This window comes from Sphingomonas edaphi, assembly GCF_003583725.1.
Taxonomy (GTDB): domain Bacteria; phylum Pseudomonadota; class Alphaproteobacteria; order Sphingomonadales; family Sphingomonadaceae; genus Sphingomicrobium; species Sphingomicrobium edaphi.
This window is the reverse complement of the sequence record NZ_QXTF01000004.1, coordinates 57,226-80,495: the sequence shown is the minus strand read 5'-3', so window position 1 is coordinate 80,495 and position 23,270 is coordinate 57,226. Positions and strand designations below refer to the sequence as shown.

17 protein-coding genes are annotated in these 23,270 nt (G+C 56.4%); 16 read left to right on the top strand and 1 reads right to left on the bottom strand.

Features of this window, described 5'->3' with window-relative positions; all coding sequences use genetic code 11:
• Positions 1-61: 61 nt before the first annotated feature.
• Positions 62-7,129 (top strand): autotransporter-associated beta strand repeat-containing protein, encoded by a 7,068-nt coding sequence (locus D3M59_RS12175; RefSeq protein ID WP_199662508.1) that lies wholly within the window; start codon positions 62-64, stop codon positions 7,127-7,129.
• A gap of 84 nt (positions 7,130-7,213) precedes the next feature.
• Here D3M59_RS12175 and D3M59_RS11970 read toward each other — a convergent pair whose 3' ends face one another.
• Complete coding sequence (locus tag D3M59_RS11970) at positions 7,214-7,459, bottom strand: hypothetical protein (RefSeq protein WP_147416751.1); 246 nt, start codon at positions 7,457-7,459, stop codon at positions 7,214-7,216.
• A gap of 281 nt (positions 7,460-7,740) precedes the next feature.
• Here D3M59_RS11970 and D3M59_RS10745 point away from each other — a divergent pair, with 281 nt between their 5' ends.
• From D3M59_RS10745 to D3M59_RS10670, 15 genes are all read left to right on the top strand, one after another.
• Entirely contained in the window at positions 7,741-8,745 is a 1,005-nt protein-coding gene (locus tag D3M59_RS10745) for an acyltransferase family protein (protein ID WP_119533679.1), read from the top strand.
• A 520-nt stretch (positions 8,746-9,265) separates the two neighbouring features.
• Positions 9,266-10,297 (top strand): UDP-glucose 4-epimerase GalE, encoded by a 1,032-nt coding sequence (galE, locus tag D3M59_RS10740; protein ID WP_119533678.1) that lies wholly within the window; start codon positions 9,266-9,268, stop codon positions 10,295-10,297.
• A 442-nt stretch (positions 10,298-10,739) separates the two neighbouring features.
• Positions 10,740-12,056 (top strand): MATE family efflux transporter, encoded by a 1,317-nt coding sequence (locus D3M59_RS10730; RefSeq protein ID WP_147416750.1) that lies wholly within the window; start codon positions 10,740-10,742, stop codon positions 12,054-12,056.
• On the top strand, positions 12,053-13,099 hold the full coding sequence (locus D3M59_RS10725; protein ID WP_119533675.1) for a polysaccharide pyruvyl transferase family protein: 1,047 nt from the start codon (positions 12,053-12,055) through the stop codon (positions 13,097-13,099). Before D3M59_RS10730 ends, D3M59_RS10725 begins: the two co-directional genes overlap by 4 nt.
• Entirely contained in the window at positions 13,096-14,073 is a 978-nt protein-coding gene (locus D3M59_RS10720; RefSeq protein WP_119533674.1) for a glycosyltransferase family 2 protein, read from the top strand. Before D3M59_RS10725 ends, D3M59_RS10720 begins: the two co-directional genes overlap by 4 nt.
• Positions 14,070-15,158 carry a glycosyltransferase gene (locus D3M59_RS10715; protein WP_119533673.1) on the top strand — a complete coding sequence of 363 codons (1,089 nt, stop codon included), beginning with the start codon at positions 14,070-14,072 and terminating at the stop codon, positions 15,156-15,158. Before D3M59_RS10720 ends, D3M59_RS10715 begins: the two co-directional genes overlap by 4 nt.
• Complete coding sequence (locus D3M59_RS10710; protein WP_119533672.1) at positions 15,158-16,207, top strand: EpsG family protein; 1,050 nt, start codon at positions 15,158-15,160, stop codon at positions 16,205-16,207. Before D3M59_RS10715 ends, D3M59_RS10710 begins: the two co-directional genes overlap by 1 nt.
• Entirely contained in the window at positions 16,204-17,100 is an 897-nt protein-coding gene (locus D3M59_RS10705) for a glycosyltransferase family 2 protein (protein WP_119533671.1), read from the top strand. The genes D3M59_RS10710 and D3M59_RS10705 overlap by 4 nt, the downstream gene beginning before the upstream one ends.
• Before the next feature lie 32 nt (positions 17,101-17,132).
• Positions 17,133-18,134 carry an acyltransferase family protein gene (locus D3M59_RS10700; RefSeq protein ID WP_119533670.1) on the top strand — a complete coding sequence of 334 codons (1,002 nt, stop codon included), beginning with the start codon at positions 17,133-17,135 and terminating at the stop codon, positions 18,132-18,134.
• Positions 18,131-19,324: a glycosyltransferase gene (locus tag D3M59_RS10695; protein ID WP_119533669.1), complete on the top strand. Its 1,194-nt coding sequence runs from the start codon at positions 18,131-18,133 to the stop codon at positions 19,322-19,324. The genes D3M59_RS10700 and D3M59_RS10695 overlap by 4 nt, the downstream gene beginning before the upstream one ends.
• On the top strand, positions 19,321-19,914 hold the full coding sequence (locus D3M59_RS10690; RefSeq protein WP_267896962.1) for a sugar transferase: 594 nt from the start codon (positions 19,321-19,323) through the stop codon (positions 19,912-19,914). Before D3M59_RS10695 ends, D3M59_RS10690 begins: the two co-directional genes overlap by 4 nt.
• Positions 19,911-20,558 carry an acetyltransferase gene (locus D3M59_RS10685; protein ID WP_119533667.1) on the top strand — a complete coding sequence of 216 codons (648 nt, stop codon included), beginning with the start codon at positions 19,911-19,913 and terminating at the stop codon, positions 20,556-20,558. Before D3M59_RS10690 ends, D3M59_RS10685 begins: the two co-directional genes overlap by 4 nt.
• A 1-nt stretch (position 20,559) precedes the next feature.
• The gene (locus D3M59_RS10680; RefSeq protein ID WP_119533666.1) at positions 20,560-21,774 is read left to right on the top strand and encodes a DegT/DnrJ/EryC1/StrS family aminotransferase; all 1,215 of its coding nucleotides are present in this window, start codon (positions 20,560-20,562) and stop codon (positions 21,772-21,774) included.
• Positions 21,775-21,904: 130 nt separating this feature from the next.
• Positions 21,905-22,516, top strand: coding sequence for a hypothetical protein (locus D3M59_RS10675; protein ID WP_147416749.1), 612 nt, complete (start codon positions 21,905-21,907; stop codon positions 22,514-22,516).
• 1 nt (position 22,517) lies between these two features.
• Positions 22,518-23,189, top strand: a complete 672-nt coding sequence (locus tag D3M59_RS10670) for a hypothetical protein (protein WP_119533664.1) — start codon at positions 22,518-22,520, stop codon at positions 23,187-23,189.
• Positions 23,190-23,270 lie beyond the last annotated feature (81 nt).

Below are 23,270 nucleotides of genomic sequence, written 5' to 3'. Positions count from 1 at the left end.
TCCGGACGGTAACGGAACTGTTTCCTGTACCTGCCTGGCGTATTTCGGGGTGGGGATTTACATGACTGTTGTGAAGTCGGGTTACCGCGCGAAGCGCGGTTCTTTGCGTAGCTTTATCCTAAGCTCATCGGCCCTCATCGCATTCCCGGCCCAAGCCGCAAATTATGTGGTGACGGATGCCAGCAGCCTGACTGCGGCGATCAATGCTGCAAACGCCAGCGAAGAAGAAGACACGATCGTTCTCGCGAATGATATCGTGGCCTTCGAACTTCCCGCGATCACGGGCAACCTCACGATTGACGGCGCAGGGTTCACGCTCGACGGCGCGTCCAACCGGATCTTTTTCATTGATGCGCCCGACTCCAACGTCAGCATCATCAATTTCGCGGCGCTGACCAATGGCGTCGCAACGGGCGGCGACGGCGCGGGGCTTGGTGGTGGCGGCCTTGGTGCGGGTGGCGCGATCTTCGTCAATGCCGGTAATGTCTCAGTCGCTAATGTTACGTTCTCGCAGAACGGCGCTATCGGCGGCGATGGCGGCAGCCTTGCCGATGGCGACGTGGCAGGCGGTGGCGGCGGCCTTGGTGGCAGTGGCGGCAGCGGCAGCGGCACGGCTGGCGGCGGCGGCGGTGGCTACAGCGGCGGCGGCGGCGGAGCCGGCGGTACCTCGACAACCTATTACGGTACGACGACGACACAACCCGCCGGCGCTGGTGGCCTTAATGCCGGTTCTTCCACCGACGGCGGCGGATCGGGATCCTCGACTGCAGCAGGTAGTGGGGGCTTTGGCAGCGACGCTGGACTCGGTGGTTCATCCCAGACTGCGACAACCGGCTATTACTCGCCCGCCTATAGCGGCGGCGGCTGCTATTACAGTTTCTGGGGCGGCGGCTACTGTTACTCCTACTATGTTCCCGCTTCTTATGTAGTCACCGGCTCCACTACCGGTGGTGGCGGCGGTGGCGGCGCTGGTCCCGGCGGCGGCGACGGCGGCAGCGGCTACGTCAGTGGCACCTATGCGGTTGGCGGCGGCGGCGGTGGCGGCGGCGGCCTGACTGGTGAAGGCGGCGCCGGTGGTACTTCCGGAAGCGGGGCTGACGGCGGCTTCGGCGCTGGCGGTGGCGGTGCAGGCGGGGACTCGTCGGCAGCGCTGGGCGGTGCCGGGGGAACCTTCGGTGGCGGCGGCGGCTCGCTTTATGGCGAAGCTGGGGCTGGTGGCTTTGGTGGCGGCGGCGGCGGCTCCTATGCCGTTGGCGGCGCCGGCGGCTTCGGCGGCGGTAGTGGCGGATCGGTTTTCACCAGCACGATCGTAGGCGGTGGAGCGGGCGCAGGTAGCGGTAGTGCCGGGACGTCAGATCCTGCGCTGGCTGGTGGCGGTGGCGGCGCTGGCCTGGGCGGCGCGGTCTTCGTCAATGCTGGCGCAACGATCACTATTGGCGGCAACGTTCAATTCGCTGACAGCCAGGTACAAGGCGGTTTTGGCGGCGGTACCCAAGCAACGGGCGGCACGGGCGCCGGCAGCGACCTGTTCCTGATGTCGGGGACGACTACGCTTGCTCCCGGTGCTGGCAACACGATTACGCTGACCGGAACTATCGCCGACGACAGCGCCTCGGCGTTGATGAATGGCACAGGCTCCGGCGCCATGATCGCTGTCCAGGGCGGGGGTACCGTTCAGCTGGACGGCCAGAGCAGCATTGCAGGCGGCTTCACCGTTGGAAGCAATTCCAATCTCGCAGTCGGCAGCAGCGGCGTTATTGGCGCGCCGGGCACGGCTGTTCAGATGGTCGGAAGCGGTAGCGTCTTCTCTAATGCTGGAACGGTCAATGGCGGCGACGGCGCGGTTCGTGTTTCGGCGGACGGTACGATCATCAACGAGACCGGTGGGACGATTTCGGGCGTCGGCACGGCAATCCTCGTCGATGGAACCGCACATGCGAACATCGGCCTTAACGCGGCATCCACGGTAAACGGCGATATCGTCGTGGCCGCGACGGCGTCGGCCACCGTGCGGCTCGACGGCCTGCTCAACGGCGCATTCCAGGGCGGCGATGGCTCGGACGCTCTTCTTATCGGTGCGACTGGCACCGTGAATGCGATCTCGTCTCTCGGCGGCGGGGACGACCTGCTCGTTCTGGTGAACGGCGCTGCACATGCGGGCATTGATGGCGGGACGGGAAGCGACGCGCTGTTCCTTGACGGCTACTTGACCACGTCAACTGCAGGCCTTGGAAGCATCACGGGCTTTGAAGGGCTCGGGAAAGTAGGTGCAGGCACTCTGACGGTCGACAGCGTGCCTGCCGGATTCACACAGTTCTTCGCCGGAAATGGCGGCGATGACGACGGCATCCTGGCTTTCAGCAACACTGCGGGCCTGACCGGTGACATCTATGTGAATGGCGCGATTTTGCGCGCCGACACGGCCGGTGCGTTTGGCACGGCCACCATTCACATGATCGATCCGACGGTTCAATTCGGTGCCAGCGGAACCTACGCCAACGACATTCTCCTGGAAGTCGCGGCACCGGCAAGCTCTGACCCGACGCGGCTTGAAGCGATCAATGGTTCTGTCGCGACGCTGACCGGGGCAATCACCACCGGCACGACAGCGACGACCGATCCAACGCAATATGTCACGATCGGCGGAAACGGCACGATCGTCCTGACCAATGCTTCCAACAGCTGGTTGGGCACGACAACGATTGAAGCAGGGGCTTCGCTCGTTGGCACAAGCAGCTCGATTTCCGGCAGCAACATCGTCGTCGATGGGCTTCTGACGTACGACCAAGCGTCGAGCGGGACCGTGTCCCAGGCAATTTCCGGAGCGGGTTCGCTTAACGTAACTGGCCTCGCGTCCGACGCGTCGCTGACGTTTGCAGAAAGCCTTACCTTCACCGGTACCGCCAATGTGAACAACAGCAGCGTCATCTTCGCGGCTGACAATTCGATCGGCTCGGTCACGGTTACAGGCAACGATGGTGAGATCGTTGTTGGCGCTGATGGCAGCCTGGTCACCAGTGCGAACTATGCCGTCTATGGCGCTTCGGGCTCGTCCACGGTCGACAATGCGGGCTTGATCGAGAGCACGACTTTCGTCGGTGTCCGACTGGATGGAGCTTCGAGCAACCTCGTGAACCGCGAAGGCGGCACGATCAGCGGTTATTATACGGGTAGTTCAAACGGTGCTTCCACCGTGGTCGACAACTCGGGTGTGATCCAAGGCTGGCTGTTCAATGGCCTTGATGGAGGCTCGCTCAACGTCGTCAACCAAGCCACCGGCCAGATCATCGGTAACGGACAGTATGCCACCAGCTACGGAGCGGGCATTCAGACCTCTGGTAATCTGACCCTGACAAACTTCGGACAGGTCGTGGGGCGTCACGCGGGTATTTCCGCTGGCGGCACTCTGGATCTCACGAACAGCGGCCTCATTGGATCTGGGTCGCTGTCGGGAACCACGTTCAGCTATTCCGATGGCAATGACGGCGTCCAGACTTATGCCGGTGGCACGATCGATAACCAGTCCGAAGGCCAGATCCTTGGATCGGTCAGCGGGATCTATCATGCGGGCGGATTGCTTGATGTCACCAACGCGGGGCTGATCCACGGGAACAGCTACGGCATTTACAGCGAAGCGGGTCTCATCCTCGAGAACCTTGCCGGTGGCGAGATCACTGGCACCGACCGCGCGATCTTAGCCTTTGGCTCGGCGACTATTACGAATGACGAAGGTGCGCTGATCGAGGGCGCCAACGGAGCGGTGCATTCGCTCGGGACGAGCACTGTCTCGATCTTCAATGCCGGCGACATGCTGGGTGGAATCTATTCGACCCAGGGCGGCGATTTGGCGATCGTCAACGAAGCCAGTGGGTCAATCATCCGCGAGGCATTCGGCTCGGCGATTGACTTGGTGAATGGCGGTTCGCTCAACCTCGACAACGCTGGCACTATTGTCGGATCGGGCTGGGGCGTTGTCGGTCGCAATAGCGATGACGTCATCATTAATAGTGGCCTGATCGCGTCGGGAACGACCGACGGCGAAACACTCACGGTCAGCGGCAATGAAGCGGTCTCGCTGCTATCGGGCGGTACCGTCACAAATACCGCCACGGGTCAGATCCGCGGCAATTCTGCGGGCGTTCTTGCGAATGGTCCGCTGGGCCTTAGCAATGCCGGTTCGATCGAAGGTGGCGTGACCGGCAACACCGCCGGCGTATGGATGACAAGCGGTAGCGCCACGATCGACAATCTCGCAGGTGGCACCATCAGCGGCAATGGCTGGGGCGTGGCGCACGCGTCGAGCGACCAACTGGTCCTGACCAACGCGGGCTCGATCACAGGCAACATCTATAATGCGGTGTACGCAGGTGCGGCCGACGGCAACCAGATCACAAACCTCGCTGGCGGAACGCTCATTGGCGGCAATGCGGCGATCTACAGCGACGGCACGGGTCTCATCGTCAATAATGCTGGACTGATCCAGGTCGTCGGCGGTTCTGATAACAGCGTCGTCAGCGCGATCTATTCCTCTGCGGCCGGTGCCAGCATCACCAACAGTGGAACGATTGAATCGACGCTCGCCACCGGCAACGGTATCCGGCTCGACCAGGGTGGGTCGATCACAAACCTTGCTGGCGGTGTGATCAGCGGCGGGGCCGACGGATTTGCCATCGATCTACGCGGCGCGTCTGTGCTGGATCTTCAGCAGGGCTCGACCGTGAATGGCACGATCCTCGTCAGCGGCGCTGGCGCGGTCACGACCAACATCGCTGGGACTGTAAATGGCTCCTACGATGCGTCGGCAGGTACCGGGTCCGACGGTCTCACTTTGGCCGCGGGTGGAACCGTGGCCAATGCACTTCTCGGTGGCGGTAACGACGCTCTGACGCTGAACGGGAGCGGCCTTGGAGGGATTGCTTCAGGCGGTGCTGGCTCGGACTCCCTGACGTTCGATATCGCTTCGGGCACGACCAGCTACGATGCTGCCAAGTTCGTCGACTTCGAAAGCCGCACCAAGGCGGGCCTCGGTACGCTCAGCCTGACCGGGACCGACAGCCTGACGGCGGATTTCGCGGTGAATGGCGGAACGTTGGTTCTTTCGGGCGGGTCAGCCATCAATAACGCGGCAGCGGTCATCCTTGCGGGTGGCACGACGCTGCAGTTGGATAGCAGCGAAGCCATCCGGACGTTGTCGGGCAGCGGTTCGGTCACGCTCGGTGCCAATGTCCTCGCCCTCGTTGGGGATGACAACAGCAGCTTCAGCGGCGTGATGAGCGGTTCCGGCGGACTCCTGAAGGATGGCTCGGGCACGCTTGAGCTGCTTGGGCAGAACACATTCACGGGCGGCTTGCTCATTGCAGGCGGTAGCGTGAAGCTTGGAGCTTCCGAGCGCTTGGCCGATGGTCTTCTGGTCGAGATCGACGAAGGCGCAACGTTCGACCTCGCTGGCTACACCGAAACCATCGGTGGCTTGGTTGGCGACGGCAGCGTTACCCTTGATGATGGCCGTTTGATCGTCTCTTCGGCGCTCAATAGCCAGTTTGACGGAGTCATCTCTGGCACCGGCAACCTGACGAAATCGGGCACGGGCATCCTGCTACTGACTGGTGCAAACACCTACAGCGGATCCACGGACGTAACGGGCGGCTTGCTGCTGGTGAACGGCTCGCTTGCTTCCGTCGTGACCGTCGGCAACGGCGGCATTCTCGGCGGCAATGGCACGGTCGGTGGTCTGGTCGTGAATTCCGGAGGCATTCTGGCGCCGGGTAATTCGATCGGTCACCTGCAGGTCGCGGGCAACCTGAGCTTTGCGGCAGGGTCCATCTACCAGGTCGAAACGACGCCAACGGCGGCAGACCTCGTCAGCGCAACCGGCAACGTCACCATCAATGGTGGAACCGTGCAGGTTCTTGCGGGCGGCATCAATTACTCGCCGATCACCAATTATGTGATCATCCAGGCGGGAGGCACGGTCACCGGGACGTTTAACGGCGTCACGAGCAACCTCGCGTTCCTCGACCCGACGTTGAGCTACAGCGCAACCCAGGTCCGCTTAACCTTGCGGCGTAACGACATCGACTTTGCGGAAGCTGCGCGGACGGACAACCAGTTTGCCGTAGCGGAAGGCTTGGAGGACCTAGACAGCGGTGCGATCTTCGATGCGCTGATCGTTCAATCCGCTTCCGGCGCCCGGCAGATCTTCGATGCGCTGTCCGGCGAAATCTACGCCAGCACGCCGATGGCCATCGCCGACAAGAACAATCGCCTCGTCCAGGCGATGCGTAAGGCTGATCGTCGCCGGGAAGGCGCCTTGTACCTTTGGGCAGACGCGAGCCGTTCGGGGGCCAATCATGTTGGGCGGAGTGGCGTTGGAGCAGCTACGGCCCGCGACGACGACAACATGCTGCTCGGCGGCCTCGGCTACGCGGCGAATGGCTTCACCGTCAGCGCAGGCGGCGGCGTGGCGAACAGCGACATCAACGTAGACGCTCGAGCGAGCAAGGCTGACGTGGACTCCAAGCTGCTCGGCGCTGACGTTTCCTACACTGGCGTTGGCCTCGAGGTCGGTGGCGGTATCACCCACAGCTGGCACGACATCGACACGACCAGGTTCGTTGGTTTGCCTGGCATCGATGGTGAGCTGACCTCGTCGCGTGATGCTCGCATCACGCAGGTGGATCTGTTTGCCGCGCTGCCGATGTCGGCCTACGGCGTCAACGTCGCTCCGTTCGCGGAACTGAGCCACCAGCGGATCAAACTGGACGCCACATTGGAGCACGGCAACGAGGCCGCACTGTCGATCGACGCCGAGCGTTTCCGGAGCACTCGCACGCTGGTGGGCGCCCGTATGCACAAGGACATTAGTGGCTGGGGAGGGGTGATCACCCCGCGCATGTCGTTTGGCTGGGAGCATCTGATGGGCAACCGCAAGGGCGTGATGACCGCATCCCTTGATGGCAGTGCCCGCTTCCAGATTGATGGCGTGGCTCGTTCAGCGGATGCCGCGAGGGTCAGCGCTGGCATTGACGGTGCATTCGGCAATGTCCGGATCGGCATCGGTTACGATGCTCGCCTTGCCGGCGGTGACGACCGGCAGAGCGTCAATCTCAATCTCGGGATCAGCTTCTAACGCTGGGCAAGAGTTACGGGCGGCCGCTTATCGGGGGCCGCCCATTTTGCTTAAACTGCGTTCAGAATAGCCGGACTTCTGTGCCTACGAACCGAGAGTGTTCCTCTTGGAAACGATGCGGTTGCTCAGCTGGATGAGCAGGCGCACGATCAAGAGCAGTATGAATCCCGCGCCGGCACCGATCATCCCGGCAATCCAGTCGTAAGGGTCAGGATCGCGCATGAACGGCGGCGTGCCTTGCACAAACTCCAAGACGCCACTGCCGACTGCAACGCTGGCCAAGATCATCAATAGTGAGGTCTGTGGAAACGCGAAGCCTGCGAGCATCATTACCGCAAGCATTCCAATCGCGTGTTTGGTTGGGTCCGTATCAGGACCGAGCAACGGAGGAGGTGATGGCATGAGTGCGAGAACCAGGGTCCCCGCAATCGCGGCCAACAAGAGCAGGCGGAATAGGATTTTCATCAAACACTTGTTCTAAGGCGCGAATTTGGCGCGAGTGGCCGCCTGATAGCGTGACGTCAACGCCGGGAAAAGACCGGGGTTGAAGTTCGTGCGATGGGCTTTAAAGGCGCGGGGTAATGCCGACGAGGGTCGAGAGTACAGCGTAAATGTTGAATAACTTGCAGGGCGCGAGAGCGCTTGCGGCCATTAGTGTGGTTCTGCTTCATGTTGGAGCGAGCGCGCGCGATCATTCTGTTAACACACCCTTATTTTCCAGCCTAGGTAACTGGGGCAACAGCGGCGTAGACCTGTTCTTTGTTATTTCGGGCTTCATAATGGTCTACGTGCAAGATCGCAGCCCACGCTCTCCTGGGCGTTTCCTAGTTGATCGAGCGGTTCGCATTGTTCCTCTGTACTCGGTTATGACGCTAGCTCTCTTCGGATTGCTGATTGTTGCCCAAAGTGTTGTGCGGTCACCAGCGCCTGAAATGGGACACTTAACAGCGTCGTTTCTGTTTCTTTCAAAAGCAATCTACGGGCTCGACCCTGTCCTTTATGTTGGTTGGACCTTAGAATACGAAGCGCTATTTTATCTTATCTTTGCCCTCTCCATCGTCTTGTCGAAGCCATGTTCCGGCGGGCAAAAACTACTTTTAATCCTGTCCAGTGCGTTAATTCTCCTCGTGTTGACCGGATTGGCACCTCCCATCGTTCTCGAGTTCCTATACGGTGCCGCAATAGCAAGAGTACGACATTTGATCGGCCTTCGCACCGGCTGGTTATTTATGGTCGGGGGAGGGGTTCTGCTAGCGCTAACCATCGGTCATGATATTGCGATCGAAGCGCGCTGGATATTCTGGGGATTGCCAGCGGCAATCTTTTTAATGGGCTGCACCATCGTCCCGCAGATCTCCAATGGACTTGTTACGCGTCTTGGGGACGCCAGTTTCAGCCTTTACCTAACCCACGTGTTCGTGATCTCAGCATTAATGAAGGTCTACTCGCTAATTCCTGTCGTGATTGAAGGCGACGTATGGGCAGCCGTGGTTTGTGGCGTCGCAATCTTAGTCGGGATCCTTGTGCATAGGTATTTCGAACAGCCGCTAACGCAGCTTGTTCGACGAGGTGTCACTTGGATTGACAGCCTCAATCGCCGAACCGCTGTTGTGTAATGTTTCGCGGTTCCCAAGCGCAGAGGGTGTTCGGACTTCGAGCGATGTCGCCCTGATCTTCGGACTGACGGGGTGCGCCGTTTTGCGTATTGTTGCGGCGGTATAATGCGACGTTCTCATCTAATCGAGTCCGCTATGCGTCTCAAAGACGGTAAGGTCCGCTCCTAAGCCGGTGTTTTGTACACAGGCCTCTGCCGTAGTAGGACAGACTAATGCGAGTGGCGGGCACGCTCTTCTAGGCCTGAGAGATTGCCTATTTGTGCATAGATGAGCCTTGGGAGTCTGATAGCGATGCGTGAGACCGGGCGCTATGACGTCGTCACTAAATGTCCCTCTACCGGTGACACGGTGGAAGTGGGAAAGCAAATTGCGCCTGATGTCTTTGAGAAAAGCGTCCTCTACGGCGCTTTCTTTCGGTGCGCGTCGTGCGGGGGTGAGCACTTTTGGAACAAGGGCAACTCATGGGTTCGTCCTCATTCATATCAATAGCTAGCTAACATGGGATGGGGAAATTAGTAGCATGAAAGTCCTGCTTACAGGCGGTCTGGGTTTTATTGGCTCGCACACGGCAGTGGCACTGGCCGCTGCTGGGCATGAACCTGTACTTTTTGACAATCTCAGCAATAGCTCGCCCACCGTGGTTAAACGGGTAAGCCAAATCACCGGCCGATCTGTTTCGTGTGTCATCGCTGACGTTCGCGATGCGTCCGCCGTACGGAAAGCGATGGATGACGAGCGGGTTGAGGCGGTCGTTCATTTCGCGGCGCTGAAAGCCGTCGCTGAATCGGTGTCGAGCCCGCTGTCTTACCACGCTAATAACGTTGGTGGCTTGCTCAGCCTGCTCGAAGCAATGGACGATGTCGGTGTACGAGACATCGTGTTCAGCAGCAGTGCGACGGTATACGGTGAACCGCACGAACTCCCTATAGACGAGAATCATCCGACGTCGGCAGTAAACCCTTACGGTCGAACCAAACTGATTTGTGAGCAGATACTTTCGGATTTGACGCGTGGCAGTGGCGAATGGCGCGTATCGCTACTGCGATACTTCAATCCGGTTGGGGGTCATCCCTCGGGTTTGATCGGAGAGAGTCCATTAGGGAAGCCTAATAATCTCATGCCTTTGCTTGTTAGGGCCGCCCAAAAGACGGGCAGTGGAGCGCATCTTTCCGTATTTGGCACCGATTATCCGACCACCGACGGTTCGGCGGTACGCGATTACGTGCATGTTGTTGACTTGGCAGAAGGCCATGTTGCGGCATTAGATCGACTGGCAACGGGTGATGCGCTTCAGATTTATAACCTGGGGACAGGCCGAGGCACTAGCGTGCTTGAGCTGTTGGCCGCTTTTGAGAAAGCTAATAATGTCGCTGTTCCGCATGTGTCGGCGCCGCGGCGCGACGGTGACGTTGCTGCGATGTTCGCCTCTGTAGACAAGGCTCAGCGCGAGCTGGGCTGGCGTGCACAGCGGGGAATCGAGGAAATGTGCCTAGACAGCTGGCTCTTTGCTACAAAGTCACATTCTGATTTGGGAGGGGCCCTGCCGGTCTAGGGCACTGTAAAACATCCGTAAAATGGTCTTAGGTAGAGCAGCTTAGAGGTTGTCTTTCTCGCGCTACGGCCTATGGGGCCTGTGCCCCTCAATCATCGGGCCAATTCGGAGCACGTTCCAGAGGATGTTCCCAGTAGAGTTGCAGCAGCTTTTATGTGCGAAATGTTTGGAATTATCGGTAGTGAAACAGTTGCCGGAAGGATCTTCGACGGTCTGAGGCGGCTGGAATATTGCGGCGACGGAAGCGCGAGCGACTGCATGATGCTGCGTGGTGGCCTTCAGCTCAGCAGCGCCGATCGCGACCGCGACAAAATAAAACTCTCGCTGCCGACGAGAGTCACGGCCGAGTAATTATGATTCGAACAGGCATCATCACGAAAATTCATTTCTTCGGCGCGATGCTTCGCCCTGGATGCAGACATCGCGTAGCGAAATCGTGATCATGAACAGCATCCGCACACGGCAGCCGGAACGGAGACGCCGCTCCGGTTCGACACTTCTGATGTCAATTGCCGCAAACGGCTTTGGCGTCGTTATCGCTCAAGCGATTTCTTTAGTTTCAATGGCGTTTGTTGGTAGGTGGTACTCGCCGTCTGACTTAGGCGTTCTCGGTATGACGGTTGGTGCGGTCGCAATTCTGTCACCGATCGCCACAATGACCTATGCAAACGCTATATGTGTCGCACGCAACGAGGCTGACTCCCTAAATCTAGCACGCCTCGCCTTTATTGGCACATTAACGGTAACGGTGATCGGGATAGTCACTTCTTTCTTATTCTTCATTAATGGCATTGATGGATGGATCAATGCGGTTATGGGCACGCTCTTGCTTTTCAGCACTGCCACTCTTGGTATAATTACTCAGACTACATTTCGGAAACGTTTTATCAGGCTGCGTTCAGTGGCGTTAATTGGAAGCGCACTAACGGTTGCAGGGCTGAGGATCATTGGTGGCATAGCAAGTCCTTCGGGAATAATGTTGATCGGCGCCGTTGTTGTGGGGAATGTATCAGCCGGTTTTATAATGGCTTCGCGTTATCCGGGTATTTTGGCTGGGCGTTTTCTTCGAGGTGTACGTCGCCGTTCGCTTTTTCGGACGGCTCGACGTTATCAAGATTTTCCTTACTACACCGCGCCACACTCGCTGTTGCGCTACGGCATCTTGGCCTATCCACCCCTAGCCTTGGGATGGCTTGCTGACGAACATGTTGCTGGGCAATATACCTTGGCAGCAAGCGTGATCAGCGGTCCCATCCTGATGATCGCAGACGCACTGGGAGACGCAGTCACGCGGCCATTTGCGCAAGCATTAGATAAGGATCAAGCGACAGCAGTTGCCGCAGTCCGTCGACTGACAGTGCAAGCGTCAATCCTTGCGGCGATACCAGTATTGTTACTTTGGGCGGCATCGAGTTTCCTTTTTAGCACGGTTTTCGGACCTGCATGGAGTGACGCAGCTCAGTTCGCAAAGTGGTTGGCCCTCTGGGGTGGTGCAATGCTGGCTTCACGCCCGCTAATGTGCCTAATCCCTGTCGTGGGTCTTCAACAAGCTTTACTACGTGTTGAGATAATCACTGCCGTTCTCAGGATTGTGTTTTTTACAGTGGCACTACTATTCTTTAATAGCCCGTTGCTTGCAATAATCGTTTTCTCTGTTCTTGGGCTTTTGCAGTCAATCACCATGAGTTTCAAGGTATTTGACCGACTGTCGATGCTTGGTGACAGAACTATATACCGTAAGGATCGAGCTGCTTCATGATACGAAATGCTCTTCTTCCCCTATCGCTGCGGTTAAACGAGTATCGGCAGAGAAATGTCGCACTAACGCTGCCCGAGACGCCGCGAGTTTTCTTCTTCCTGGCGGCGGACTATGGCAACTTGGGAGATATTGCGATAACCTTCGCGCAGCGTACGTTTCTCGCGGACACGCTTCCAGAGCATGCGCTAGTCACCATTCCTATCAGCAAAACTTTATCTTCGCTTGCTGCGGTCCGCGCCTCGGCATGTAGTAGCGACATTATCGCACTGGTAGGTGGCGGTAACACTGGGGAAATCTATTCAGACATCGAATGGCTTCGAAGACGCATCATTTCTCGGTTTTCTGATTTGCCAATTATCGCCTTCCCGCAATCAGTGGACTTGGCGACTAGGCGTGATCAAAAGAGCAAAGCGCATTTTTTTCGTCCGTATTTGAAGCACCCTCAATTGTCATTGTCGCTCCGAGAGCAAAGATCCTTTGATCTGGTGAACGAAATTTGGCCCGATCCTTCTCGATTGATATTCGCGCCAGATATCGTGCTTTCTCAGAATTTTGTGAGCAAAGATTTTCAACGTCGAGGAGTGGTTTTATCGATGCGCTCTGATCGGGAGCGCGATCGGGGTCGCGAAGTTGACGACGCGATAACCTCGGCAATCTCGTCGCGATTCCAGGTGATTACGCGGCGTGACACCGAGTTGGGATGTAGGTTCGAGTCATGGGAATCTGCAGAAGACGCCCTTCACGCGCACCTCGATGCTTATAGGAAGGCGGAGCTAGTCATAACCGACCGGTTGCACGGCATGATTTTGGCCGAGCGAACCGGTACGCCAGTGCTCTGCTTTGATAACAGCAACAGGAAAATAAGCGCGACCTATGTCGACTGGTTGGCTGATAACCCCCAAGTCGGAATGCTGGACGAGAAGTCTGACATCGGTGCGGCGATTGACTGCATCCTTGCGGCGCCCTCCCCGGCGACAACGCTTGATGCGGACCATCCCGCTTTCGCGTCACTGTCGCGCGCAATTGTGAAGGCCGCTGCATGAAGGTGTCGCTAATAATACCGATATACAACGTTGAAGCGTACGTCGTCGAATGCATGGACAGCGTGATAAATCAGACTCACAATGATCTAGAGGTGATTTTAGTCGACGACGCTTCTACGGATGGGTCATTACAAGCTCTGCGGCCGTATTTGTCAGATCCGCGTATGAAGCTGGTCAAGCATGAGCGAAACCTAGGACTGTCGGCAGCCCGTAACACTGGCTTTAATGTATCATCAGGAAAGTATGTTATCTTCGTAGATTCGGATGATGTACTGTCTCCCGGATTGGTCGCAACATGCTTACTTGTTCAAAAGTATAGCGGCGCAAACATCGTAACGTTCGACTTCTGTCCATTTAGGGATCGGGTGCCTTCATTTAATGATAAGGAAATAGATTGGCGTCTCGTCGAGCCCGGCGATGCAACGCGTTTTGCTCCCCCGTTTTTTGCGTGGCTGAAAATGATCGATCGATGTTGGATGGAGCGCGAGTCGATCAAGTTTAGAGAAGGCGAGCTCTACGAAGATCATCGGTTCCACTGGTTGATCGCAGCAACGGACGCGCCCATCGCTTATCTGACAAGCAAGCTCTACGGCTATCGCATTCGCCCAAATTCGATCACCGCCGATCCAAACAAGGCAGCGATCCGATTGGCAATTTTGGACGAACTAGTGACGAGTAAGGACGCGCGTATCGATGAGAACGCTCGGGAAGTTGGCGAGCGAACAATCATTCAAGGAGGCATCAATGTCCTCGCGACGTGTTCTTCTGGCACCCTGCGGAATGCCGTGAATACGGTAAGCGATTATTGTGCGCGAATTGGGCGTAGACGCCCTCACTGGCGACCTGAGGGACTACGTGAACGTGTCCTGTTTTCGATTGGCCGTCATAACAACCGTTATACTCGGACTGCATTGTTCTTGGGAGTATGGCTGGGAAGATCGATCCGGAGATTAGATAGGGTCTCGGCGAAATGAACGGACCGGAACGCGTACTTCAGATAATCGGCACTATGAATAGGGCCGGCGCTGAAACCTTTCTCATGAACCTGTATCGGCAAATCGATCGTCAGCGTTTCCAGTTTGACTTTGTCCGGTTCGGATCAGGGGCAGGGGACTATGATGCCGAAATCATGAGCCTGGGTGGAAGAATTATTGAAATAAAGGGTGGTAATATTTTCATGCGTGCGCTTAACATGTGGCGCTACTTGCGTCGTCAGGCGTATAGCGTTGTTCATGGGCATAGCGGGTTCAGCTCCGCCTGGTTTATTGCTGCGGCCCGGCTTGCAGGTGTTCGTAAACGCTTTTTGCATAGCCACAATGCCACGCTACGATCGGGCTTACTTGCCCGGCCGTATGGCATTATTTCTCGTCTCCTTGGCCATTGGGCCCAGACCCGGCGACTAACGTGTGGGGAACTTGCGCGTGTGGAACTTCACGGCACGTCTTCTGACGTAATTATGTTCCCGAATTGTGTGGAGCTGGATGCATTTGCACCTGACCCAACCGCTCGGCGTAAGATAAGAGCTGAGTTTCGAGTTGCAGATACGCAGCGAATAATTCTGCATTTAGCTCGTTTGGAGCCTGTAAAAAATCACGAGATGATCTTGAAGTTAGCCGAGCAGCTCCGGAACGATGATCGCGTGAAATTCATTACGGTCGGCACCGGAAGCCGCGAAAAATGGTTTCGTAAGGAGATTGACCGCAGAGGGCTGTCCTGTCGCCTCACTCACGCTGGTTTGCGTGGCGATGTTCCGCAAATACTGGCGGCGGCCGACGTCATGATTTTACCATCGCACCATGAAGGATTTCCGGTTGTCGCTGTGGAGTCGCAGGCTGCGGGGCTTCATTGTGTTTTTGGTAAGGCGATCGATCCTGGGGTGGATTGTGGGCTAGGTTTAGTCCGTTTCTTGGACACCGGGCATCTGACAGAGTGGACAGCAGCGCTGGTGGAAGACCTACCCAAGGTGCCTCCATTTGAAAGCCGGCGTACCCGGCTCGCGTCGCTAAACTTTGACTCCGGGGAAGCCGCTCGGCGCTACGAAAACCTGCTTTTAGAGTAATGCTGATGCGCGACTTCTACTTATCGGGGTATTTGCCGTCAGCTCTTGTTACGTTGGGCGCTCTGTTCGCGCTTGGCCATTTGGTGCTCGGCAGCGATCGAGCGGTGATGGGGCGAGCGTGGGGCGGATTATCGCTCGTCGTGTTCCTTATCCTGCTAATTGGGCTTCGGCCCATTTCCGGCCTGTATGTCGACATGACGACATACGCGACCGCTTTCGAGTGGGCGAAATGGGATATAGCAAAGGTGTCGCTGGGGGACCCGCTGTTCGACCTGTTCACTAACTTCAGTTCTACCGTCGTCTCGGTCGAAACTTATTTCTTCATCTGTGCGGTTCTTTACGTCATCCCGAAAGCTTGGGCCGCACGACTGTGGTTTGGACCCCGGTGGCCCATCGCTATGGCCGCGATGGCAACGTCGTTCTCCTTCTATGGATTTGGCGTGAATGGTATTCGCAATGGGATTGCTGCGTCGATTTGTCTTCTAGCATTGGCTTCACCGAAGCTTTCTCAAAGACTCTTGTTTGGGACGGCGGCCGTGCTCACCCACATATCTACCGGTTTAACCTTGGTATCTTATGCCATCACAGCTCGCTTCAACTCAGTACGAGGCTGGATGTTATTCTGGTTCGCGATGATCCCACTTTCGCTAGTGACTCCCTCCGCACTATTTTCTCGCATAATCGAATTAAATTTCGACCGTCGCACAGCGTATTTCGATACGGTCGGTGCTGTTGGCGGAACCTTCCGGTGGGACTTCATAGTTTATAGCGGGGTTGGTGTTGCTGCGATAGCTTATTGGAAATTTGTACGCCGTGTAGTGGACCCAGAATTTGACAGGCTAGCATCGACATATCTGATTGCTAATGGATTCTGGGTGTTGATCAACCAAGTGAGCTATTCTAATCGCTTTGCTTATCTTTCATGGTTCTTGTTGGAGATCGTGGTGTTGTTTCCATTGCTCCGACAGAGGCTAACCCGTGAGTCCTTTCTACCGGTGATTGCGCTTATTCTCGCCAACGCGGCAATTTTCTTTGCAGTTGTAGAATGACGAGCCTCCCTCCAGTCTCAATTGGTATTCCGATTTACAACTGCGCTCCTTATCTAGAGGATGCTATACGATCGGTGCTCGCGCAGACGCACCAGGATTGGGAACTGATTTTGGTCGACGACGGGTCGACCGACGGCTCTCTCGAGATTGCGCTGTCGATTGCGGACCCGCGCGTGCGAGTTGTCAGCGATGGGCAAAACCTTGGACTTGCCGCGCGGCTAAACCAGATCGCTCAGTTGGCGGGGCACGACCTGGTTGCGCGCATGGACGCCGACGACTTAATGCATCCGGACCGCTTAAGGCTTCAGATTGCATTGCTTTCAGCAAACCCCGACGCCGATATAGTGGGCACTGGTACTTTTTCAGTAAAGCGCGACGGATCATTGATCGGCGTCCGCGTGCCGGACAAAGCGTTTCCTAGCTTGGAGGACGCGGTTACCGGGAATGCAGGCCTCATCCACGCTTCGGTGATCTATCGAAAGCGATGGGCGTTACGGAACCCGTACGACCCGTCGATACGGCGTTCGGAAGACATCGATCTGTGGGCGCGGGCAGCAGCTCGGCGCGACCTTAACTCAATCACGATCGCCGAACCATTATACATCTATCGCGAGGATCTCAACGTCACCCGTGAAAAGCTGTTAGCTGCCTATTCGACGGAACTCGCTTGTATTCGCCGCCATGTTCGCAGCCCGCTTTCTTTGGCGAAACACTTTCTTCGCAATATTGCCAAAAGATTGGTGGTTATATTGTTTTTTGGTCCGTGGTTGCAGCGACAATTGCTTCAGCGGCGAAATCCAACGCCGGTGACCTCGTGCATGGCAGAACGGTTTTTTGAGGCAATGGAAACGATCAAATTTACTCCCATACCGTTGAACAAATCCGTTAATTGATCATCATTTAGCGTTCGTACGGATCATCTTACATGATTTCTAACATTCAGTTCATGCGCGCATTCGCGGCAATGAACGTGGTTTTCTTCCATGCACTTGGAATGGCTTTGGCCAAGAAAATGAACGTTACTGCTTTGGCCACCTTTGAAGGGTGGGGTGCCAACGGTGTGGACGTTTTCTTCGTCATATCCGGTTTTATTATGGCGTATACGGTACACGAGAGGCAAAAAACGGCTCGTGACTTTATCACGAGTAGGCTAGTCCGTGTTGTCCCGTTTTATTGGTTGATCACAACCATTACATTAGGCTTGGCGATTGCTATGCCAAGACTTTTCGCAGATTTGCACCTTTCGACGGAATATGTGATCTCTTCGTATGCATTCACGTCCATGTCGGTCGGATATCAATATCCTCTTTTATCCGTTGGTTGGACCCTAGAGTACGAGATGCTGTTTTACATATTGTTTGCTGCAGGGCTGTTGCTCGGCCGACAGCGCGGAGCCATGCTCTTTTCATCAGCAGCCTTAGCGGCGCTAGCCATGATGGGCGCTTTGGACTGGATAGCCGTCGAATTCTGCATGGGTGTCGGCTGCTATCTTATTTACAGATTGGGTTCCAAAAGAAATTTTCGCCACTGGCTCCTGATTCATATTTCAGGCTGGATACTCCTCCTGCTGTCAGCAATAGTCGATTTCCAAGTTCATCGTGCTATAGTCTGGGGCTTGCCAGCTACAATTATTCTTTTATCCTCTCTCTTTATCGCGCAAAACTCGAATAAGACGATAATAATGATTGGTGACGCGTCTTATAGCATTTATTTAACCCATTTATTTGTGCTTGGTTTTTGGTTCACATTTTTTGAGCGATTTTTCCCAATTATTAATGGTGACGCCGCGGTGTTCGTTACCGTTGTCGTTTCTTGTTTCGCGGGAGTGCTAGCTTGGCGCTACATTGAGATTCCTATCACTCGATGGGCACGGGAACGGCTTAATGCGCTAAATCGCGCCGCTCCACGGCCGACAAGCATCGCATGACCGAGCACAACCGTTTAGCGATGGTCGCAACGGACGCAGTTTCGTTCAATGTTTTGTATCAGGGGCAGCTTGAGTATCTGAGAGACAGCGGTGTGCGCCTGTCGCTTTTCTGCGGAGGGTCTGCCCACGACCGTAATCAGTTAAGGGCCCGCAATGTTGGGCGAGTTTTTTATGTGCCGATGCGGAGGAAGCCCCACCCGGTATCAGACCTTGTTTCGCTGATTTGGCTGTCTCTAATTTTTTTGATCTATCGTTTCGATGCTGTAGTCTATTCTACTCCGAAAGCTCTGTTGATTGGTTCGATTTCAGCTTTTGTAACACGGCAGCGCGGACGTATCGCCGTCGTGCACGGAAGGGCGTACGAAAATTCCTCAGGAAAGATCCGCCGCGCGTATCTCACCCTTGATCGGATAGCGTTCGCGTGTTCGAATCAGGTGTTATTTGTAAGCCGGTCCCTAATGCTTGCTTACAAGTCCGATGATGCCCGTTTAATTCGTAAGGCCCGCGTTCTCGGGTACGGCTCCTGCAACGGTGTCGATCTCTCCCGATTCCGCCCACCGGAATCGACGCAAGCTCGCTCGCAACTGCGAGCCGCGCTGAATCTTCCTGCTGATGCATTTGTTATACTAACTGTTGGGCGCTTGACTCGCGACAAGGGCATCCTCGACATCGCTCAGCTTGTAGAGCGCTTTAAATCGGCTGTTGGGATATCATGGGTTCTCGTTGGAGACATTGAAGATGAGGATTGTTCCCCTCAGAAAAGCATATGCTCCAACCCGCGTTTAATTCATGTTGGGTTTTCTGACGAAATAGAACTTTGGTTTAGAGCAGCTGATCTGCATTTATTTCTCAGCCATCGCGAGGGTTTCGGCAATGTCGCTATCGAGGCTGCCGCAACGGGCTTGCCGACGTTCGCTTACGACGTCGTTGGCGTTCGCGACAGCGTAATTTCGGGCGAGACCGGGATACTTTTCCCACGTGAGGGGGGACTGGAGCCGATTGTGAACGAGATAAATAGCGCAATTGGTGATCGAGTGAGCTTTGAGCAGCGCTTCACTAACGCCCGGAGGGTTGTCGCCGCACGGTTCGACAGAGAAATCGTATGGAAACTTTACAAAAGCGCTTATCTTGAGCCCTTCACTCAGAAACGGCTTTCCATGCACTGCAATTCAGGAGGCAAGACGTTGTGAAACGTTGGTTTGATATTGCAGTGTCGGCTATCGCGTTGATCTTGCTCTCACCGATCCTTCTTACCGTCGGATCGCTTGTGGCGATTTCCATGGGCACACCGGTGATCTTTCGGCAGGTCCGCCCAGGACAGCATGCTGTACCCTTTGAGATGATTAAATTCAGAACAATGAGTATCACGAGTGGTCAGGACGGCAATCCTCTGCCTGACTCGGCGCGATTAACGTCCCTAGGCCGATTCCTTCGAGCGACGAGTCTCGACGAACTTCCCGAGCTGTGGAATGTGTTCAAGGGCGATATGAGCCTTGTTGGTCCGAGACCGCTGTTGATGGAGTATGTGCCATTGTACAGTGCCGATCAGGCTCGGCGTCACGACGTTCGGCCAGGAATCACTGGATGGGCTCAAGTCAACGGTAGGAATGCGATCAGCTGGGATGAAAAATTCGCGCTGGATGTTTGGTATGTCGACAACCGAAGCCTTTGGCTCGATCTAAAAATCTTGGCGCTAACCGTTGTGAAGGTTTTCCGCCGGCAGGGGATAAGTGCAGCGGGCGAAGCAACGATGACCAAGTTTAAGGGAAGCGGTTCGTGAGCCGCGTGGTGGGAGTATATGGTGCAAGCGGCTGTGGTCGTGGGATACTCCCGCTCCTTCGCGCGTCTCATGGCACAGGTGAGACCCGGTTTCTATTCATCGACGACGGCTGTGCGGTCGACACTGTCAACGAAACTCCCGTTATAAGATGGGATGAGTTTCTCAGTAGACCGGAAAGCGATAAATTGGTCGCAATTGCTGTCGCCAACAGTCACGTGCGAGAGCGCTTGGCCAACAAATGCTCAGACGGGGGAATCACGCTGACCGGGGCGCGCGCGGCCTCGGTTGTCGAAATGGACGATGTGGCAATCGGCGAAGGCGCCCTGTTATCTCCATTCGTCACGCTCACGTCGAATATTCGCATCGGGAAGTGTTTTCACGCCAATCTATACTCATACGTCGAGCATGACTGTGTGATTGGCGACTTTGTGACCTTCGCACCCCGAGTGAGTTGCAATGGCAATGTTCGAATTGAAGATCACGCTTATATCGGTACCGGAGCAGTAATTCGCCAGGGAACGCCGGAAAAGCCGCTCGTTATCGGAAAAGGAGCCGTCGTCGGAATGGGGGCTGTCGTTACAAAAGACGTCCCTGCCGGAACCACGGTGGTAGGCAATCCGGCTCGGCCGCTGATCAAGGGTTGAAATGCTAAACAGTTCTTTTGCCTCTTGGCCCTGCTTCAGCCAGGAGGAGGCGGATGCAGTCCGCGATGTACTGCTTTCTAATCGCGTCAATTATTGGACTGGCGGAGAGGGGCGCCATTTCGAGAGTGAGTTCGCCGCTTGGTCAGGCGCTCGCCACGCGATTGCATTGGCCAACGGAACCGTGGCGCTCGATTTGGCCCTGCGCGGTCTCGGAATAGGGTCCGCGAACGGCGGTTCAGCCGACGACGAAGTCGTCGTAACACCACGGACCTTCCTGGCTTCCGTCAGCACCGTTGTGAATGCTGGTGCCATCCCCGTATTTGCCGACGTCGATCGTGACAGCGGAAATTTGAACGCCAAGACGATCGCGAAAGTTATATCGCCGCGCACACGAGCAGTCGTCGTCGTGCACTTGGCTGGTTGGCCGGCTGATCTGGACCCGATCATAGCACTCGCTGCCGACCATGATTTCTTCGTCATCGAAGATTGTGCCCAAGCGCATGGCGCTCGGTATAAGGGCAAGAGCGTCGGTTCGATCGGCCATGTCGGTGCTTGGTCCTTCTGTCAGGACAAGATCATGACGACTGGCGGGGAAGGGGGCATGGTCACGTGCAGCGACCGCGACCTTTGGTCGCGCATGTGGTCGTTCAAGGATCACGGCAAAAGCTGGGAAGCTGTCTACGAACGCCAGCATCCGCCGGGCTTTCGGTGGCTGCATGAGAGCTTCGGCACGAATTGGCGCATGCTTGAAATGCAGGCTGCGATCGGACGCATTCAGCTGAAACGCATGGCCGACTGGACGGCGATGCGAAATCACAACGCATCGCAGATGCTTGAGGCGCTCGCGCCGGCAGAAGAGCGAGGCGCTATTAGACTACCTCAGGTCGACAATCATGGCGGGCAGACGGTCCACGCGAATTATAAGTTCTATGGGTACATCAATCCAGACCGGCTTCGCGCGGGCTGGAGCCGTGACCGTATCGTTCAGGAAATCAACGATCGCGGGGTGCCCTGCTTTCACGGTAGTTGTTCGGAAGTATACCTCGAAAAGGCCTTCGAGGGCACCGGTTGGCGTCCTGAGCCGCGCCTTCCAATCGCCAGAGAGCTTGGGGAGACCAGCTTGATGTGGCTCGTCCATCCTACGTTGCAGCCCAGCGAAATTCAGAAGGCTGGCGAAGTCAGCGCCGAAGTGCTGGCGCTCGCGACCGCTGACTAATCTCCGAGCGGGGTAAGTCCAACTCTGACGCCAGAAGGAAGTAACAGAGCGAAGAACGGGGAGCTCACGGCTCCACCCGTTTAATGAAATGCGTCCCTTGGTGGAGCCGGGACGCGCTGGAGAACCAGTTATGGCTCAGACCACCAACTTTCCGATTGCCGGGTATATCCCGGTGGCCTCTCTCAACACTAGCTGCGTGGCCAAACAGGCAGACGCGACGCCGAGGGCTCTTGATGCCCCGACACCAATTCCCGTGCCTCGTCGGCGCGCGCTGGAAGCCTTGCGAAGCCTCGCAGGCGCAATTGGCGGGGATGTCATGCCGGTATGCTTCGTCGGCGAGAAGGAGGTCGTGGGCTATCGTCACCCGTCGGCCGGCCTCACTATGTTGGCCACCGCGTGCTACCGCCCGATGCTGTGCGAACAAGCGCAAGAACTGCGCTCTAGCAACGGTGATCATGTCCTCATCGTCCGTCTCGAGGATGAAACTCACGGTTACGGGCCGTTCACGATCGATCTGCTGATCGCTGACACGCGGACCTGGCTCATTCGCTATCGCCTGTGGCAGATCCACCCGACAGGCGACTTGTGGCTCGTTCCAAGCGAAGGCGAGGGCCGGTCGATCCGGATTGTCGGTGGCTATCTCGCGCTTTCGCCTCGCGCGCCCTTCTACAATCTGTTCGAGCGCGAACATGGCTTCAACGTAGCCGCCAAGACGTTTGCCGCTTTGCAGGGGGCTAAGTAACATGGCCCGCAAGCTCAACCGCTCCAGTGTAAACGTGGTGCACCTCAAGACCGGGTCTTCCAAGCCGGCACTTCGTCGCTCGTCAAACCCGATGGACTGGCTCTACGACAATCCACTCGGGAGCTTCCCAGACTTCACGTTCGGGATCCTGAAGCAGTCGTATCAGGGCTTCCCGAACACGCCGTCGGAATTCGCGCTGCACAAGCTTCGGCCGATCGGTGGAAAGGATCACGGGACCAGCATGGACCCGGATACTTTCACGGCCTATCGCTACGGCTGCGTGTTGCCTGATGATGCTCCGGACGTTCTCGACGAAGCAGTGCCGCTTATGAAGGCGTTCGACCTAGCGCGCTGCGATCACCAACCGGCAACGCTCATCTATGCGACGCTTTCGTTCCCGGACACACGCCGGCTCCATCATGCATGGGAAGAGAGCAGGGCATTCGCTTATGAAAACCTTGCTCGGAAACGCCAGCTACCGGTTCTTCTGATCGAGCACCGTCCAGGCGATGCGGGATCCAATAATCCGGTTCATATCCATTTGCTCATTTCGGCACGACGGATGGACGGCACGGGATTCCGAGGCTTTGCCGACGACCTCATCTGTGACGAGGGGCAGCGCGTCCTTTATGATGAATGGGCGGACTTTCGGTCTCGCTGGGCAACCAGATAGGTCTTAGACGGTCGAGGGTCGGTCGTTCGCTCTAGAAGAACATCGACCCTCGGCAAACCGGTCCAACACCACCTCAGTCAT